Here is a 16,659-nt window from a genome sequence, read left to right as displayed (position 1 = left end):
GTCCCACATCGGTGCTAATAGCCGCCAGTCGCTGGGCCAGTTGCGGTGTCGCGATTAGATCGCCGGGTATGCGGTGATGGTACAACCGGTTGAGTTGCTTGATTTGGTTGGCTTTCAGTCCTTGAAGATTTCCGTGGATGGTATCGATAAGTGTCTCTAACCAGAAACCTGGTTCCCCGAACGGACGATTTTTTTAATAAGAATAATAGTTATTTTAACGACTGCGAGTCAGAAGTGAGTCGATCGCGCGACCTAGAATCGAGAAACCCTAGAGTACAATGAGGGCTTAGTCCAGTTTGCGAGTCTGCTCGATCGCTGGCATTATCCATCTTGGCTCAAACGATATTTAAGGATAATTTCGATCCGAACGATGAGTGCTAACATTCTAGTTGTCGAAGACGAGGTCAAACTCGCTCAATTCATCGAACTCGAACTCAAATACGAAGGCTATCAAGTCAGTATCGTCCACGATGGTTTAGCCGGACTGACAGCCGCGCGCGAAACAACGCCGGATTTGATTATTCTCGATTGGATGATTCCAGGAATTTCCGGGGTAGAGGTCTGTCGCCGTCTCCGGCAAACGGGAGATCGCGTTCCGGTGATTCTGCTCACGGCAAAAGACGAGATCGGCGATCGGGTGGCGGGATTGGATGCGGGGGCGGATGATTACGTCGTCAAACCCTTCAGCGTCGAAGAGTTACTCGCCAGGGTACGGGCGAATTTGCGACGCACTCAAGAAGAAGACCCCGATTTGCTCGTGTTTGAAGATTTGAGCTTGAATCGCAGCACTCGCGAGGTTTTTCGGGGCAGCCGCGCCATCGAACTGACGGCGAAAGAATACGATTTGCTCGAATACCTCATCAGCCATCCCCGACAAGTCCTCACCCGCGATCGGATTCTCGAACAGGTTTGGGGGTACGATTTTATGGGAGATTCCAATATTATCGAAGTTTACGTTCGCTACTTGCGCCTCAAGCTCGAAGCCAATAACGAGAAGCGATTGGTGCAGACCGTTCGCAGCGTCGGGTACGTCCTGCGGGAGTGAAATGAAACATTGGCTACAATGGCTGATGGCAGCACCGGATTTCCTGGCTGCAACCCTCCAACAGCCGAATCTGCGAAATCCGATCGCCATTAGCTTTGGGGCGATCGCCGGGGCGCTGAGTCGATACTATCTCGGCATCTCGATCGCTCGACGATTGGGCAGTAGTTTTCCCTACGGTACTTTTTTAATTAACCTCAGCGGCTCTTTTGCCATGGGATTGTTTGTTACGTTGGTATTAGAGCGGGCGATCGTTATTTCTCCAGAAGTCCGTTTGTTCGTTGCTGTCGGCTTTCTCGGTTCGTACACGACGTTTTCGACTTACGAACTCGATACGATTGCTCTGCTGCGCTCTCACAACTTTTGGCTTGCCGGACTCTACTGGCTTGGTAGTGCGCTCCTCGGGGCAATCGGGGTTTCTTTGGGCATCGTTGTTGCTCGATCGATCTCATAAGCATCAAAACGAGCAAGTCTAGTATTTCCCCGTTCGATCGAGCGGCAAAAATTGCCTTAACCCCAGCCAACTCCAAAGTTATACGTAACTTATACAAGACTCAAACGAGAAAACAAACACTGACCTTTCATTATAGATATTAGTTACACCCCTAATAGACATGTCCTACCGCCTTTGCTGGTTTCTACAACTGGTAAAGGTGATTTTTTTTGAGATTCTCCGTTTCGATATCGAGATTGGGGCAATTGTCATTTCAGTCAGTTAGATAGAAGAATAAAACCTATATCGTCCCAACAGTGAGAGATTCTAAGCGATACAAAACCTTTTTAGCGATCCAGGATTGATACATTTGAGCGAAATACTAGATCTTAAGCAATTCCACTGAACTTTTTAATAAATTTCAAAAAAAGTATCCGTATAAAAACGGATGAAGTGATTCGATCGATATTGAGTGTTCGCTAATTTTGATTCAGAAACCCGCTATTGACGATATGGAACACCTAAATCTCTATACAATTGGGTATTAATTCACACTAAAAGTTCGGCAAAACAACGGATTGAAAAAGTCAAAATATTATTTTAAAATTTTCGACGATCTCAGAATTCAATATCGTCTTTTTGAATCCAGACAAAAATAAAATGGGTTTATTCTTGTCTAATTATCTAGTTCTATCTACGATCGAAAAATTAAATTTTGAATTTAAAAACTTTTTGAAGCAAACAAGTATCTCTTGAAATTAGTTGTTTTCTCGACGGAATATAGTTTTTTTGTGTTTGATTGAAAAACACAGAAAAGTCAATTTGAATGACAAAACAAATGCCGATTTATATACGCCAGCTCGAGCCAAAAAATAAATATTTTTTGGCTAAGATATTCAAAAATATTCTATTTATCGGATCTTTGATAATTATCTTTTTTATTACTATTCCTTTACTTTTTTTAATCGACCGAGTTGAAAAAAATAATAGATAGACAACCTACGATCGCTCAAAATTTTCATATTGAAACTGTCTAAATTTGAGGGAATTTCGTTGACTGATAACTAGAAGCTGTATACTTAAAAAAAATATGAAGATAACAAAAAGTTTTAGTAAAAATTCGATTGAGAGTTACTAAACTTCAACCAAAAGCTCGTAATATTACGGAAGTCGTCCATCGTCAGATAGTGATACTGTTTGCGTAATTATTTTGAAATCGGGTGTTCGCCAATGATGAATTTTTGTAACTTTAGGCTTTTCAAATTCAAGCTGTTCGCGATCGCCACTAGTACCCTAGCGGGTTTGGGCGTTTTTTCAGTTCCCTCCGCTCGTGCGGCAATTGTCGAATTCGATCTAAATTTTTTTGAGAATGACGTACAAGTGGGTTTTGGGGAATTTAGCTACGATGACGCACAACCTCTTGAAGAGACATTTCTAGATCCGGGAGGGTTTCCAGGTGTTGAGATAACCACTGAGGATGGATGGTTCGAGCTAACGAGCTTCTCGGCAACTATTGGAGATTTATCTTGGGGGGGTGGGACTTTTGAGGCAACCTCTTGGATTTCAGAAGAGCCAGATAGTCCGCTCGGTGGAGTCTTTTTTAGTCGGTTTGGAGAACCCGAGCTTCGAGATTGGTGGGTATTCGGCGATCCGGCATTTTTACCTGTGATGGTAATGTTTCCCGATCGAACTTGGAGTCAAACTGGGGAAAATGGTGGGGAATCTATGGGAGGAACTTGGGTGGCCGTCGAACGCGCGCCGTCCGTTCCAGAACCGACAACAACGCTCTTAATCTCAGGTTTGGCATTAGGAGGTGGCGGTCTGCTCAAAAAACGATTGAGTGCCTTAAAAACTGGCGCTAACGGGCGCTCTCGAGCTTAAATCGTTGCCAGGAAAAAAGTACCGGGGGACGCTCGTCTCCACTGAAAACCGAGATTTCCCGGTGCTTGCGGTTGTTTGGCTCGATCGCCCCCAAAAACAGTTGACAGATACCAGAAGTTACCTTAATGTAGGAAATCGCGATTGAAATTCGCGAAAGCGCGGAACTGGCGGAATTGGTAGACGCGCTAGATTCAGGTTCTAGTGTTCGATAAGGACTTCCGGGTTCAAGTCCCGGGTTCCGCATTCAGCCTTTGGTAAGTGTGACGCCAAGCCCAAGGTCATAATAAAGACAAAGACAGCAGAGGAAATTTAGCTCTGCTGTCTTTTTAGGTATCAAAGGGCTGTACTGACAATTTGTTCTCAATCGACTTTCGCTCGATTATCCGATGACTCCGATGGAGCGGTTTCATCGTGAGTGTACCCACTACTGGGCAATTCCAAGCAGTAGCCCGCGCCGTAAACCGTTTTAATGTATCGAGGATGACGGGGGTCGGGTTCCATTTTCGTTCTTAGATGTCGAATATGGACTCGAATCGTCTCGATATCGTCATCTGGATCGTAACCCCAGACTTCCTTGAGAATTTCGCTGGGGGAAACGGTCTGACCGTGACGCTGAAGCAGACAGTGCAACAGCTCGAATTCGAGATGAGTGAGTTTGACCGTTTTATCGAACCAAATGGCTTCAAACCGCTCTGGGACGAGAGTCAGCGCTCCGTAGCTGAGAATCTCCGTATGCTTTGCCGCTTGCGGAATACGATCGGTTCGTCGCAGTAGCGCTCGCACGCGGGCGAGCATTTCTTCTAACTCGAAGGGTTTGGTTAGATAATCATCTGCGCCGGCATTAAAGCCTTCGACTTTATCTTGAGTCTGACCCAAGGCGGTTAACATCAAAACAGGGATATCCGCCGTTCGTTCGTCCCGACGTAGGCGCTGGCATACGGTAAATCCGTCAACCCGAGGCAACATCAGATCGAGCAGAATCATATCGGGGATGAGCTGAACGGCTAAAGCCTGACCTTTGATGCCATCTTCGGCCTGACTCACTTCGTAGCCAGCCATCTCTAGATTGACAGAGACAAGTTCTGAAATTGCAGGGTCATCGTCGATGACGAGTATCCGGGGCATCACTCACCATGAAAAAGTGTTTACGATCGATTGAGTACGAGATCCGAAATGTTAACGGTTCGTTTACAACTATTAAATAGTATAAAGAATACTGTCATAATTATAAGCAAACATGACAAATTTAGAGCGAGCGGGAATTGGGTTTCGAGATTGAGACGATGCAAATCTTGAAACCGCTAGGGAGAAAAATCGCCTTGGGAGCAAATTTCCCCAGCTCGAACCCCCAGAATTTGAGAGGTTTTAAGCCATTGGGCATCGAAGGCCCCAAGGTGCGTGGTGGTAATGAGAGTTTGGAAGCGATCTTCGATGGCTTCGAGTAATTGATTTTGGCGGTTGGGATCGAGTTCGGCGAGGACATCATCGAGCAGCAGTACGGGAGGTTCGCCAACAACTTCTTCGATCAACTTCAACTGGGCTAATTTCAGAGCCAGAACCAAGGTTCGCTGTTGTCCTTGGGAAGCGTATTGGCGAGCGGGAGTTTCGTTAATGGAAAAGGCGATTTCATCTCGATGGGGGCCAACGAGGGTCGTACCGCGATGGTATTCGGCGATCGCCTTTTCGCGGATCAGATCGAGAAACCCTTGCCGTACGACTTCCGGTTCTTCCCGAATCGCTGACGGATGGAAAAGGCTAATATTAGAGGCATACCGAATCGACAACTGCTCTGCGCCACCGCCAATGGCATCGTGCCACGCGCGAGCGATTGGAGTGAGGCGTTCGATGGCTCGCGATCGCCGTCGCATAACTTTTGTGCCCAAGGTTGCCAGTTGAGCATCCAAAACCGGCAATGCCGAGTCAGACATCTGCTGACTCGGGTCAGTCCGATTCGCCATCGGGGAAAAGGACTCTCGGATCTTTCTCAAAAGGGCATTGCGTTGGCGCAGCACCCGATCGTACTGTTTCAAAAGATGGGCGTAGAACGGTTCGAGCTGCACTACCAAACCATCCAACCAATGTCGGCGGGATTCAGGGCTGCCTCGCACCAAGTCCAAGTCGAGGCTAGAAAACTCAACCACGTTGAAAATGCCCAAAAAATCGAGCTGTCGGCGACATCCTTGACCATCAACGGTCAAGGTCCGCCGTCCGGTTCTGCGAAGGGTAACGCTCAACTCGACCGGGGCAATTTGCCGATCGACGATGCCGGTCGCCTGTCCGAGTTCGGCTCCTTCTCGAATAAGATCGCGATCGCTGGTACTGCGGTGGCTTTTGAGGGTGGAAAGCAATGCCGCCCCTTCAAGAAGATTGGATTTGCCTTGGGCATTGTCTCCCACCAAAATTGTTTTAGGCGCTCCAAATTCCACCTGTCGATCCCGATAGTTGCGAAATTCTCGCAGGTGCAGCGTTTTTAAATACACGATCGGGAAGTATTCGGAATCAGGGTGCGCAATGCAGAAAAAAGAAATAGGGAATGGGTCAAGGTTATCACATTACAACCGTCTAAAGTCCTACCAGATTACGGTATACCAAATTCGGTCGATCGCCCGCGCGCGAGCGCTTCTCCCACCCATTTCTAGCGAAGTTTGCATTTAGTTGGCTGACTTCATTAAGTCCATCTTAAGTGCTTGTACCTATGAAACCGCTCGACCTTCTGAGATATCTGGCGACGGTGACGATCTTGGCTGCCGCTTACTTCGGGTTGAACCAATCGATTGCCATCTGGGCCAACCCCATCGTCCAACTCGCTTTAGTCGGCGTTCCCGCCAGCATCGCCCTCACCATCGCACTATTGATGGGAAAACAATATTGTCCGGCCATTTTCTTGGGTGGTTTTTTCGCGACCGAGTTGCAGGGAATGCCTGTGGGAGTAGCGATCGCCTTGGCAGGTAGCAGTGCGGTCTGTGCTGGGTTAGGAGTCATCCTGCTTGATTCGATCGCTTTTCGTCCGGGTTTGGGTCGCTCTCGAGATGTCGTGTGGTTCATCATTTTGGGAGGACTCACATCCACTCTTGTGGGAGCAACTCTCGAAACCGTCATTCAATGCGGGATGGGTCTGGAAACCTGCCAGCGCTGGCAGCGACTGTTCTGGTCGGATTGGATCGCCACGGCTACAGCTATTTTGGCGATCGTGCCGGTATTTTTGACCCTGTTTGCGAGCAACCGAGATCTAGAACCAAATCCATATCAGCCAATGCGGTGGCGCAGATTGGAAGCCCTCAGCCTCGTGCTGTTGCTTCTAGCCGTCAGTTGGGCTATTTTCGCCTCCCGAACCCGCGTTTACCTAGCTAGTTATCCTCTGGAGTACTTGCCGTTTCCTTTGTTGGTGTGGACGGGGTTGCGCTTTGGCCAACGGGGTACGGTGTTGGCCAATCTTCTGATTACGAGTATCGCAATTGGGGGTATCGCCCGCGAAAGCGGGCCCTTCCTCCTCCACGCCAGCCAGGATTCTGGGGCTGTTATTTCCCTACACATTTTTACGGGAGCGATTTCTATCACGTCTTTGGTGTTAGCAACGGCGATCGTCGGCCGCCAGCGTGCGGAAATATATCTCCAACAAAGTCAACGCAACCTCGTCAATGCCCAACGAATCGCTCAGTTGGGAAGCTGGGATCTCAATACGATCGATCGTCGGTTGCGTTGGTCGGAGGAAATGTATCGGATTTTGGACCTGACTCGCCAACCTGGATTGCCCAGCTGGGAGCGGTACTTGGACTTGATTCATCTCGACGATCGCGCGATGGTCGGGCAGTGCAGAGAACGAGCATCCACAGAAGCGATGGCTTATTGTCTCGATTACCGAATCTTCAGAGGGGATGGGGAAGAACGCATCGTCCGGGAACGAGTGGAAATTCAGGGACATCTACTCACGGGAACCCTTCAAGATATTACCGAACACAAGCGATCGGAAGAACTGCGACAAGCCAAAGAAGCAGCTGTTGCTGCCAACAAAGCTAAAAGTGCGTTTTTGGCGACGGTGACCCACGAACTGCGCACGCCACTCCACGCTATTATCGGTTACAGCGAGATTTTAGAAGAAGAAGCTCTCGAACTCGGTCAACAGCAATTTCTCCAGGATCTTGGGAAAATTAAAGCCGCTGGCATTCATTTGCTCTCTTCCATCGGCGATATTCTCAAGATTTCCAAGCTCGAAGCGGGAAAGATCGAGCTTCACAGAGAACCTTTTGAAGTGTCCACCTTGATTTGGGAGGTGGTGACGACAGTTCGCCCGCTCATCGAAAAGAATAGCAATACTCTAGAGGTTAATTGTGATGAGAATTTGGGGCGCATCTGGGCCGACCGGACTAAAATCCAACAAATCTTGCTCAATTGCATTGGCAATGCCAGTAAATTTACCCACCAGGGTCGAATTAACCTGAAAGTTCATTGGCAGATGTCCGAGTTGGAAACCTTAGAAAATCCGAAGGAAACAAACCCGCAGCGATCGAAATCGATCGCTTTTGTGGTGAGCGATACGGGGATCGGCATGACCCCAGAACAACTCGAAAAAGTATTCGAGCCATTCTCCCAAGCGGATTCTTCTATCACCCGCGAATATGCCGGAACGGGTTTGGGACTGACTATCACGAAAAAGTTATGTCAGTTGATGGGTGGAGATATCGCCGCCCGAAGCCAACGCGATCGCGGCTCCACCTTTACAATTTCATTACCGGTAGAAACCGCATGAGGGGCAACGGAAGCTGGGGGAGAGAATTAAAAATGCAAAATTCATACTTCCTTGTCTCCCCCCCTGGTCACTGAGCTTGTCGAAGTGCCCCCGCTTCCCCAGCTCAAGACTGCTCGATTTCACCAGAATCTAAAAAACATACACTTGTAAGCTCTCCCCCTCACCGCGTCTCCCTCTCCCAAAAAGTGGGTCTGCGACTTTTGATATCATCGCCAATAGCCCAAAGCCAAACTTAGCCCATCGCAGCCAACGTGAACCAACCCTCGAATAAATTCCTGATTCAAATTCTCGTCGGGATCGCCCTCGGCCTCTTATTGGGCGGATTTCTGCCCTCAGCGGGCAACGGGATTGCATTTATCGGCGAGCTTTTTATTCGTGCGTTGCTGATGCTCGTCGTTCCCCTGGTCGTTACTTCGATGGTTGTGGGGATGACTAGTTTGGGAGACGTGCGGCAAATCGGTCGCCTGGGGGGAAAGACGATATTCTACTATCTCACGACAACGGCGATCGCCGTCATTATTGGTTTGGCACTCGTCACCCTCCTCCAACCGGGATATGCGGAAACCGAAGCCCAACGGATTGCTCTGCGTGGGGGAGAACAACTCGACGTTCCCTACCAAATCGAAAATAATACCTTGACCTTGACGGAGGGGTCTTTTGCACGAACCTACGACGATCGCTATACGGATTTCTCGCTCGATAGCGCATCGGGGGTGCGAGGAACCATCGATCCGAGTCGAGGGCAATCGTCAAACCGCCTGAGCGTCGAGGCCTGGACGGACGGTCGCGGTATCCCTGTTATTCCACCCGAATCGGGAATTGGAGTGCGCGTCGATTTGGGACTCGCCGCGCGGCTGGAGGGCAAAGACCGCTCGATCTGGGAGGTTCTCCAGGAAGTTGCGATCGGTTTGGTGCCGCGAAATCTGTTCGCGTCGATGGCCAATAACGAAGTTCTACCCCTGATCGTCATCTCTATTATTTTCGGCGGCGTGCTAACCACCATGGGGAGTCGGGGTCGGTTACTGATGCGATCGTTTGAGGCTCTCAACGAAGCCATTATGGCGATGGTTAACTTGTTGATGTTGGCTGCCCCCGTCGGAATCGGGGCGCTGATTGCCGGACGCTTGGGCGCTGCTGGGGGTTTTGTCGGATTTTTACCGGAACTGATTCGCGTTAGTAAGTATACGGGAACGGTGATTTTGGCGCTAGCAATTCACGGCTGCATTATTCTGCCCATCATTCTTTATATTTTCGGCAAACAATCGGTGAAGCCTTACGCTGCCGGAATGGCCCCGGCCCTCACCACAGCATTTTCCACGTCATCGAGTTCGGCAACCCTTCCCGTCACCATGGAATGCGTCACGGAAAAAAACTTCATTTCCGAACGGACTGCGAGTTTCGTTTTGCCTCTGGGGGCAACGATTAATATGGATGGGACGGCGCTGTACGAAGCTGTGGCGGCTGTCTTTATCGCTCAAATCTACGGCATCGAGCTGAGTTTCGTGCAAATGACGATCGTGTTCCTCACGTCTACCTTAGCGGCGATCGGGGCGGCAGGGATTCCCGAAGCGGGTTTGGTGACCATGGCGATCGTCCTGCGAGCGGTAGATCTTCCCATTGAGGGTATCTCTTTGATTTTAATTGTGGATTGGTTTCTCGATCGTTGTCGCACCACCGTCAATGTTTGGGGTGATGCCATCGGTGCGGCAGTTGTGGATTGGACGGCGAAAAAAGATTAAGGCTTTAGGATAAAAGTTCGATCGCCCTCTAAGGGAAAACGCGGAACAATTTTTTTTTCGATCGGTCTATGGAACTCTAGAAGTTGGCATTATTCCGTAATTTATCGGAAATCCAGCGATCGATTTGGGTTTGCCAGCTATAAGATATCCGTAATACTTCTGAGTCTCTAGATTTGAATGGCGGTGCCAACGATTCAAAATTTTCACGATCGCTGCATCGTCAAGTCAATCGTTTCATCAACGCTCGAAGTGAAAATTTCAGACCAGAGGTGTAAGTGAATGTGACTCAGTTCAAACCTAGTAGTTTATTAATGGAGTTGCTTAAGTGCAACTGGATTCTTGCTGCAACTGCTCTGATATTGGCAATACTTTCTTCTCTACTAGAAGGTATTTCAGCTTCTTTAGCAATGCCTTTATTTGAAATTTTAGAAAATACATCCACATCCACTAATTTAGAACTACCTAATTTTTTACAACAATTAAACTCCATCTTTTTTCAATTCCCAGAGAATCGAAGGTTATTGGCTGTTATATTTGTTTTTTTTATAATTACTATTTTAAAAAATTTAATTTTATATCAATCTATTATTAGGATAAATAAATTAAAGCTCCAGTCTGGATTATTGATTCGTTCTCGATTAATAGAACGTTTTTTGAATATAGAATTATCATTTTATAGCTATGCAAAACAGGGTGAGTTAATATCTTATATTAACGAGCACGTACAGCGAAGTGAAAGTCTATTTGCATATATTTTACAAATTGTACGTAATCTAATAACTATTTTTATTTTGCTAATACTTTTAATAAGTATTTCTCCTATTTTGACAGTCAGTATAGTTACGTGCTTATTGCTAGTCACAGCATTTATTCATCCGATCGTTAAAAATGTTAAAACGAATGGTGTTAAAGTGGCTAAATCGATCGATGAGTTTTCTTCATACGTGACAGAAATTCTTTGTGGTATTCGAGTTGTAAAAGCATTTAACGCTGAATCTAGGGAATTAAAAAAATCACAATCTATTTTAAGAAGACGCTATAAAGTAGAATTATTAGCACATTTGTATAGTTCGGCAGTCTCTCCTTTAACTGAAACATTAGGAATTACTATCCTGTTGTTTTTTATTGCTGCTGCTTCAACCTTATTAAGTAATAGTATAAATTTACCGATATTGCTGACTTATACTTTAGCATTATTGAGAATTTTACCTAGACTTAGTCATCTCAATAGTATGAGATCTGAACTCTCTTTATTTTCAGGAAGCTTAGCCGTTATTGAAAAATTTTTATATATAACAAGAGACTTATATCAAGTTAGCGGAAGTCAGTTATATCAAAATTTCAAACATGAATTAGTCTTGAAAAATGTAACATTCACTTTTCCAGAAAAGTCAAAACCAACTCTCAAAGGAATTAACCTTCATATATATAAAGGTACTTTAACAGCATTGGTAGGTGCATCTGGAAGCGGAAAATCTACATTAGTAGATATAATTATGCGGTTTCGAGATCCAAATGAAGGTAGTATTAGAGTTGATGGGATCGACTTAAAAGAGTTTCAAATTGAGAGCTGGCAAAAATCGATTGCCGTTGTAAGTCAAAATACATTTCTTTTTCATGCTTCTATTCGTGAAAATATTATTTATAGTTCGCCAAACGCTACAGAACTAGAAATTATCGAAGTAGCAAAAAAAGCTTATGCTTACGAATTTATTCAGGAGTTACCTCAAGGGTTTGATACAGTTGTGGGAAATCGAGGAACGAAACTTTCAGGAGGTCAGTGTCAAAGAATTGCAATTGCTAGAGCACTATTGCGGAATCCAGATATTCTGATTTTAGATGAAGCAACTAGTTCTTTAGATATAAACTCAGAAAGAATCGTGCAGCAAGCAATCGAACAAATTAGTATCGATAGAACGGTAATTGCGATCGCTCATCGTTTATCTACTATTAAAAAAGCGGATAATATTATTGTTCTCAAAGAAGGAATTGTGGTAGAGCAAGGAACTCATTCAGAGTTATTAGAACATCGTGGAGAATACTGGTCATTGTACCAATCTCAATTTCATCCTTCTAATTCAGTGACTTCTTAAAGATTAAAATTAGAGTATATTATGATTACCATTCTTCGTTTTAAAAGAAAGATATTTAATCTTTTAAATCCTATAAGATTAACCAAGAATTTAATTTGGCGTTATAATTCTCAAATTTCTCAAAAGTCTCATGTATTTGTTGTCGGTTCTCCAAGAAGTGGCACAACTCTAATGTTTGCTATTTTAGCCGCTCATCCGTCTTTTATTGGAATAGAGACAGAAACATTTTTTTTTGTCCCTCGTGATATTTTTAATATAAAAAGCTACCATCGAATTTCTGAAGTTAGTCAACTAAACAGCTCGAAAATTTCGGAATTGATGAGTAAATCTAAAAATCTAGTCAACTTTTATGATAATTTATCGGATTCAATTAAACCATCTAATTCTGAAAAGCGTTTTTTAGAAAAAACTCCATTTCATATATTTTATCTTAGTTATTTAAGTCAAAAGTTTCCTAATGCAAAATTCATAAATATGATTCGAGATGGTCGTGATTGTTATGTTTCTAATAATAAATTGCCTAAGCAATTTCATATGCCACCTCAAAAATTTGCAATGCTTTGGAAAGATTCAGTGAGAGCGCGCATAAGACTAGGAGAACAACCAAATATTTTAGATGTAAGATACGAGCAGCTTACAAAAGATCCATTTCATACAACTCGAAAAATCATGAATTTTCTAGGAGAGGAGTTTATGGAAAACCAAATCAACTCCGACTACTATTCACAAACTAAAATGTTTCAGGGCATGAATGGACACGAACGACTACAAAAAGAAATAAAGCCTACAAGTATAGGTCAGTGGCGTAAAAAAATGACAGCTAAAGAAATTTCTGAATTTGAAAGAACAGCAAGAAATGAGTTGAAAGAATTAATGTATGAATAGTATTTAAAGTCAGAAAGCTATATTAGAGCAGAGTTATGTTAGTATTCGATATTAAGTACAGATAAGAAATTATAAAAGCAAAATCTCTATAAAATAAAATTATCTTCATCAAATAATATTTTGATCTAAGCAATATAGGAAATGAAAGTTTTAATCTTTGGAACAATTTTCGGATATGGAGGAATCCAAAGCCATCTTCGCTGGCTATCGAAAGCCTTAGCAGAATCTGGTGTGGAAGTCTTGATTTTGACATCCAAACCGATTGTAGAAAAAGATCGGTTTAGTTTGAATATTGACGGTGTCAACATTCGCTCGATCGATTCTAATACTTCAAGTGATTCTCAGAAAATCTTGAGGAATATTCACAAGTTTAAAAATATCGTTCAAATTTCTAGAAATTTTCACCCTCATATTTATTTGGGGGTTGGAACCAGTTGGTATCTCAGCATACTGCCCTTAGTACTTCCAAACTCCGTTCGCAGTATCTTTCACGAAGTCATGTCTGGTGTTAGTTCCCGATGGCGTGATTCTAGATGGGGGGTGAAGTGGTGGTTCGATGAAGTGGTGGGACAATCTCCAACTGTTGCCGGCAATTTTTCTCAAAGTTTCCGCTGGCATAAGCCCGTTCTCGCACTGCCTGCGATTCCAGAACCCTTGGAACTAACAGCAACCTTACCAAAGCCTCAAGTCAAAAAAGTAGCTTTCGGACGCGCGAAAGCGGCTCTATTTAGCCGATTGGCACCTCACAAACAGGCTTTTTGGCTCGTACGACAATGGGATTTTCTCAAAGATTGTTTGAGTGAATTGCACATTTATGGCAGCGGTTCAGAAGAAGCGCTGATTCGCAATTATATTGAAGCGCGAGGAATTGGCGATCGGGTGAAATGTTTCGGTCGCTACCCCGAAGGTCAAGCTTATGTGGATATTTTAAGCCGTTACGATGTGACGTTGTTACCCACAATTGGGGCAGAAGGTGCTCCCCTAGTTTTGTTGGAATCGATGGCTTGTGGTGTACCATTCGTTGCTTACGGTGTGGGTGGCATTCCAGATTACGGTGTTGATAATCCCAACGTAATTATCGTTCCTCCCGAACTGGATTTAACTGATGGTTTGAGGAAAAATACGATCGCCAAAGAAACCCAAGAGATACCTAAATTTATTGCTGGGGTTCGGCGAATGGCACAGAAGCTAGCACTTGGGGAAATCGATCGAGCGCAGTTACAACAGTTTTATTTAGAGCGCTATTCTTATGCCACCCTCAAAAAAGTTTGGCTGTCCTATTTATACGATCGAGAAAGCTAACCGATGAGCAAACGTTTTATTGCCGTACAAACGGGGGCAAGATATAACTATGCCATTCCCAGTATTTTAGAAAAATCCGGAATGTTAGACGCTTTCTATACCGATCTCTGCGCGAGTTCGGGGATGGGAGCCGTTCTCGATCGATGGATTCCTAAATCGATCGCGACAGGGAGCATTCGCCGTCTGTTAAATCGTCGCGTCCCTTCCAATATTGAAGATAAAGTTCATACTTTCGATCGAGTATCTCTTCATTATTGGGTCAGAAATATTTTAGCTAAAGAGAATAAAATTCAAAAAAATCGAGCCTTATCTCAATTTAATCAAGAGTTCGGTCGATCGATGATTCGGAAAGGGACGGGCCGTGCTACTCATCTTTTTTCCATGTTTGGAGAAGGCACAGATTTTTTGGAGTTTGCTAAACAAAAAAATATTAAAATTATTACGGATATTTTTATCTCACCCTTAACATATCAAATTATTCAAGAGGAGAAGAAAAAATTTAGAGATCTAGAATCTATGATTCCCAGTGAAATCATTCGCTCTTCTTACGCTTGGTTCGATCGCGTTTGTGATTTGACCGATACCTTTCTCGTTCCTTCCGAATTTGTCGGTCGGGGGTTGGAACAGTTTGGAGTCAAGCCACATCAATATTACAAAGTGCCTTACGGAGTTGATAAGTCGTGGCTGAAACTGGTTAATGCTCCCTTAAAAGGTCGTATCTTATTTGTGGGAACAGCAGAACTGAGAAAGGGAATTCATATTCTAGGAATGGCAGCACAAAAACTCAGTCATCGTTGTTATGAGTTTAGAGTTGTCGGTGGCGTTTCCGATAAAATTCGATCGCATCCGCTAACCCAAAACCTAAACTTTCGCGATCGAATTCCGAGGTCCGAAATTCAACAAGAGTACGTTCGATCGGATATTTTTGTACTTCCCACTTTAGCTGAAGGTTCAGCACAAGTGACTTATGAAGCCTTAGCAGCCGGAATTCCCGTAATTACGACTCCAGCCGCCGGTTCGGTGGTTCGCGATGGTATTGAAGGGTTCATCGTTCCCGAACGAGATCCCGTGGCAATCGCCGAACGAATTGAAATGTTAGTTGAAGATCGAGAATTGCGCGATCGGATAGCGGTGGCAGCGAAAGAAAGAGCAAAAGAATATACCTGGGATAAGTATGCCGATCGATTACTAAGTATTTTTCAATCTGTTTAACTTTGTTTGAGCTTGAGAATTAAAGAATCATGATAACCGATCCCTTCGCAATTAAGAAGTATCCTAAGTGGCATCCCTTAAGAGTTGCTTTTACTGTAAAAGCAAGACTGCTCGATCGGGAAGCAAGATTGAATTTTAACAAATATAAGTTACCAGAAATCTTACTTCCAAACCTCCCGTCTTCTCCCGAACTTGATGACTTGAGTACGGCTGTAACATCACTACAAATGCAGCATCTTTTATCGGCTTTATCGGCGACCGAGCATTTAAAAAATACAGTTGTTGTTGAAGTGGGTTCTTATCGTGGAGTGACAACACAAGTTTTAGCCAAAGCCACCTCGCGAAAAGTTATTGCTGTCGATCCTTATATTGGTTATGGCGGCAGCGATCGAGATTACCATTGTTTTCAAAAAAATACTTTAGGTTTGTCTAATGTCATTCACGAACGAATGACTTCTGGAGAAGCTGTAAAAACATGGCAGCACGGCCCTGTGAGTTTGGTCTTTATTGATGCACTTCATAATTATGTAAATACATATTTCGATATTAAGGCTTGGTCATCTCTAACGATCGAGAATGGAATTTTAGCAATGCACGATACTGACCAATACTGCTTTGCTGGAACGAGAAAAGCAGTGTTTAAAACTTGTAAAGCAGCCGAGCTATTCGCTCATCCCGATAATCTAACGTTAGTTCATGCTCAAAAGGTTAGTTAATGTATCCAGGAAAGCTATTAGCTCCTATCTATCGAAATATCTTGAATCTCTCTTTAGGACGAGGTGAGCAACCTCTCGCACGTTTAGATTCATTTCTGTTTGACGTACCTCGCTCGGTTACCTTTAGTCAAAACGAAGAAACTTCTATTATTATTCCTGCCGATCCTCACTTTTTTAAATATTTAATTCAATCTCACGAACGACATATAAGTCGTGCAATTGAAAAGCTGCTAAAACCGAGTGATATTTTCCTGGATATTGGTGCTAATATTGGATACTTTTCTGGGTGTGCGGCTTCTGTCGTGGGTAAAACAGGACAAGTTTTTTGTTTTGAACCAGAAGCTCAAAACTTTGAGCTTCTTCAGGCTAATTGCGATCGGCTAAAAAAACAGGGTTTCCACTGTTCGGCATTCCAACTCGCGGCTAGTTCGACAACAGGAACGGCAACTTTAAATCTTCATCGGCATAGTACCTACCACACCATTGAAGATTCTTATCATCAATTAGATAAAGTGGAAGGAACGCAAATTATTTCGACTGTCACCCTAGATAAATGGGTTCAGTCGCAAGGTATACAAAAAATTTCTCTACTTAAAATTGATGCAGAGG

At 44.2% G+C, this 16,659-nt stretch carries 13 protein-coding genes and 1 tRNA gene; 12 read left to right on the top strand and 2 right to left on the bottom strand.

Translation table 11 applies throughout. From position 1 onward, the window contains the following. Window positions 1-370 precede the first annotated feature (370 nt). From IQ235_RS03560 to IQ235_RS03545, 4 genes are all read left to right on the top strand, one after another. Window positions 371-1,045 (top strand): response regulator transcription factor, encoded by a 675-nt coding sequence (locus tag IQ235_RS03560; RefSeq protein WP_264320121.1) that lies wholly within the window; start codon window positions 371-373, stop codon window positions 1,043-1,045. Between the two features lies 1 nt (window position 1,046). Further along, entirely contained in the window at window positions 1,047-1,496 is a 450-nt protein-coding gene (gene crcB / locus IQ235_RS03555; RefSeq protein WP_264320120.1) for a fluoride efflux transporter CrcB, read from the top strand. 1,209 nt (window positions 1,497-2,705) lie between these two features. After that, on the top strand, window positions 2,706-3,356 hold the full coding sequence (locus IQ235_RS03550; protein ID WP_264320119.1) for a PEP-CTERM sorting domain-containing protein: 651 nt from the start codon (window positions 2,706-2,708) through the stop codon (window positions 3,354-3,356). A 158-nt stretch (window positions 3,357-3,514) separates the two neighbouring features. Further along, window positions 3,515-3,599, top strand: a tRNA-Leu gene (locus IQ235_RS03545). A gap of 117 nt (window positions 3,600-3,716) precedes the next feature. On the opposite strand, the gene rpaA is transcribed toward IQ235_RS03545, so the two are convergent. After that, window positions 3,717-4,481: a two component system response regulator RpaA gene (gene rpaA, locus IQ235_RS03540; protein WP_264320118.1), complete on the bottom strand. Its 765-nt coding sequence runs from the start codon at window positions 4,479-4,481 to the stop codon at window positions 3,717-3,719. 176 nt (window positions 4,482-4,657) lie between these two features. Continuing rightward, the gene (gene recF / locus IQ235_RS03535) at window positions 4,658-5,836 is read right to left on the bottom strand and encodes a DNA replication/repair protein RecF (protein ID WP_264320117.1); all 1,179 of its coding nucleotides are present in this window, start codon (window positions 5,834-5,836) and stop codon (window positions 4,658-4,660) included. Between the two features lie 215 nt (window positions 5,837-6,051). Between recF and IQ235_RS03530 the strand changes: the two genes are divergently transcribed. From IQ235_RS03530 to IQ235_RS03495, 8 genes are all read left to right on the top strand, one after another. Continuing rightward, window positions 6,052-8,103: a sensor histidine kinase gene (locus tag IQ235_RS03530; RefSeq protein ID WP_264320116.1), complete on the top strand. Its 2,052-nt coding sequence runs from the start codon at window positions 6,052-6,054 to the stop codon at window positions 8,101-8,103. A gap of 251 nt (window positions 8,104-8,354) precedes the next feature. After that, complete coding sequence (locus tag IQ235_RS03525) at window positions 8,355-9,842, top strand: dicarboxylate/amino acid:cation symporter (protein WP_264320115.1); 1,488 nt, start codon at window positions 8,355-8,357, stop codon at window positions 9,840-9,842. 281 nt (window positions 9,843-10,123) lie between these two features. After that, a complete protein-coding gene (locus tag IQ235_RS03520) occupies window positions 10,124-11,935 on the top strand; it encodes an ABC transporter ATP-binding protein (RefSeq protein WP_264320114.1) in 1,812 nt (603 codons plus the stop codon). Between the two features lie 21 nt (window positions 11,936-11,956). Continuing rightward, window positions 11,957-12,820 (top strand): sulfotransferase family protein, encoded by an 864-nt coding sequence (locus IQ235_RS03515; RefSeq protein WP_264320113.1) that lies wholly within the window; start codon window positions 11,957-11,959, stop codon window positions 12,818-12,820. A gap of 141 nt (window positions 12,821-12,961) precedes the next feature. Next, entirely contained in the window at window positions 12,962-14,122 is a 1,161-nt protein-coding gene (locus tag IQ235_RS03510) for a glycosyltransferase family 4 protein (protein ID WP_264320112.1), read from the top strand. 3 nt (window positions 14,123-14,125) lie between these two features. Then, window positions 14,126-15,334, top strand: a complete 1,209-nt coding sequence (locus IQ235_RS03505) for a glycosyltransferase family 4 protein (protein ID WP_264320111.1) — start codon at window positions 14,126-14,128, stop codon at window positions 15,332-15,334. 29 nt (window positions 15,335-15,363) lie between these two features. Continuing rightward, window positions 15,364-16,050 (top strand): class I SAM-dependent methyltransferase, encoded by a 687-nt coding sequence (locus IQ235_RS03500; RefSeq protein WP_264320110.1) that lies wholly within the window; start codon window positions 15,364-15,366, stop codon window positions 16,048-16,050. Continuing rightward, the coding region (locus tag IQ235_RS03495; protein WP_264320109.1) for an FkbM family methyltransferase at window positions 16,050-16,659 on the top strand (610 nt) is incomplete at its 3' end. The genes IQ235_RS03500 and IQ235_RS03495, both read left to right, overlap by 1 nt.

Origin of the sequence: Zarconia navalis LEGE 11467 (genome assembly GCF_015207075.1) — a bacterium.
GTDB classification, from domain to species: domain Bacteria; phylum Cyanobacteriota; class Cyanobacteriia; order Cyanobacteriales; family Geitlerinemataceae; genus Zarconia; species Zarconia navalis.
The sequence above is the reverse complement of the archived record's forward strand: the minus strand, read 5'-3'. Positions and strand labels throughout refer to the sequence as shown.